The sequence below is a fragment of the Streptomyces sp. YGL11-2 genome (genome assembly GCF_050054615.1).
Classification (GTDB): domain Bacteria; phylum Actinomycetota; class Actinomycetes; order Streptomycetales; family Streptomycetaceae; genus Streptomyces.
Window position 1 is genome coordinate 1 of record NZ_JBNHIN010000142.1, and the last position, 1,623, is coordinate 1,623.

At 74.8% G+C, this 1,623-nt stretch carries 2 protein-coding genes; both read left to right on the forward strand.

All coding sequences use genetic code 11. From position 1 onward, the window contains the following. The first annotated feature begins 170 nt into the window (after positions 1-170). Positions 171-1,034 carry a universal stress protein gene (locus tag ACO1BR_RS44020; RefSeq protein WP_426800736.1) on the forward strand — a complete coding sequence of 288 codons (864 nt, stop codon included), beginning with the start codon at positions 171-173 and terminating at the stop codon, positions 1,032-1,034. A 52-nt stretch (positions 1,035-1,086) separates the two neighbouring features. After that, positions 1,087-1,623, forward strand: a 537-nt coding sequence (locus tag ACO1BR_RS44025; RefSeq protein ID WP_426800737.1) for a helix-turn-helix domain-containing protein, incomplete at its 3' end; no start/stop codon positions are given.

Below are 1,623 nucleotides of genomic sequence, written 5' to 3' on the forward strand. Positions count from 1 at the left end.
GCCCTGCACGGCACGGTGACCGACCTGTTGCTCGCTCCCGTGCTGGTACGGATGTGCGCGAGCCTCGACGGCGTGGTGTCGGTGTCCGAGGATCTGAAGCCGGAGCCGGCCGGCGGCGGCCCGTCGGACGGGACCGGCGAAGGACGTGCCGAGGAGAGCCGGCCGCCGTCATGAAGGACCTCGTCACCGTCGGTGTGGACGGTACGCCGCAGGCCCTGGCGGCCGCGCGGTGGGCGGCGCACGAGGCACGGCTGCGACAGGCCCGGCTGCACCTCCTGACCGCCTGGCAGCCTCTTACGGAACGGCAGCGGGGGATGCCGTGGCGCACGGAGCTTCCGCACTGGCCGGACCGCGTCCTCGACGAGGCCAGGTCCGCGGTCGAGGCGGCGGAGCCCGGACTGCCGGTCGACGCCGGTTCGGTGCGCGCGCCGCCACTGGACGCCCTGGCCGAAGCCGCCGAGCGGGCGGATCTGCTGGTCCTGGGGTCGCGGGGGCTGGGCCCGGCGGCGCGCTTCGCACTGGGGGCCACCGGCCTCGACCTCGTGCCGCGCGTCGCGGTCCCCCTCGTCCTGGTGCGGGCCCCGCAGGACGGCCCCGCTACCGAGGACGGCGACAGCGTCGCGGTCGGCGTCAGCCTGCACGCGCCGTGCGAGGGGCTGCTGGTGTTCGCCTTCGAAACCGCCGCCCACCGGGCCGTCCCGCTCCGCGCCGTGCACGGCAGAAGCCTCCCCCCGTTCGCCTACGACCTGGCCGGTGTCGTCGAACGGGCCGGCGCGGAGGAAGCGGAACGGCAGGCACGCGAGGAGCTGTCGGAGGCGCTGCGCCCCTGGCGGGAGAAGTTCCGGGACGTGCGGGTGGAGGAGCAGGTGGTGATGGAGAGTCCGGCACCCGCCCTCCTGCACGGCGCCGCGGGAGCACAGCTGCTGATCGTCGGCCGCCGGCACATCGGCCACGCGGTCCCCCGCATCGGCCACGTCGTCCATGCGGCCGTCCACCACGCCGCCTGTCCCGTGGCGATCGTGCCGCATGAGTAACCCCGTCCGCGCAGACGAGGCCGTACCCGCTGGAAGGAAGGATGTGTGCGCGATGACGACCGAACGGGCACCGGGATCCGGCGCTGCGCCGGGTCGGCCCGGCAGCGATCTGGGCCGGCGCGCCGCACTGCGCCGGCAGCAACTGGGGCTGACCCGCGAGGAGGTCGCGACCCGGGCCGCCGCCTCACCGGGATATGTGCAGTACGTCGAGGAGCACGCGGCCGAACCGGACATCGGGTTCCTGCTGCGCCTCGCCCACGCCCTCGACACCACCGTCGCAGACCTGACGGGCGGCACGGCCGACCTCCCCGAGGGCCTCGGCAAAGCCGCGGCCCACCCCGAAGTACAGGTGCTCGGCCCCGCCGNAGACCTGACGGGCGGCACGGCCGACCTCCCCGAGGGCCTCGGCAAAGCCGCGGCCCACCCCGAAGTACAGGTGCTCGGCCCCGCCGAATGCCGCGAACTGCTCTCCACGCACGGCATCGGCAGAGTGGCCGTCACCATCGGCGGCACCCCCGCCGTCTTCCCCGTCAACTACACCGTCGTCGACGACGTGATCGCCTACCGCACCCACGCGGACTCCGGCCCG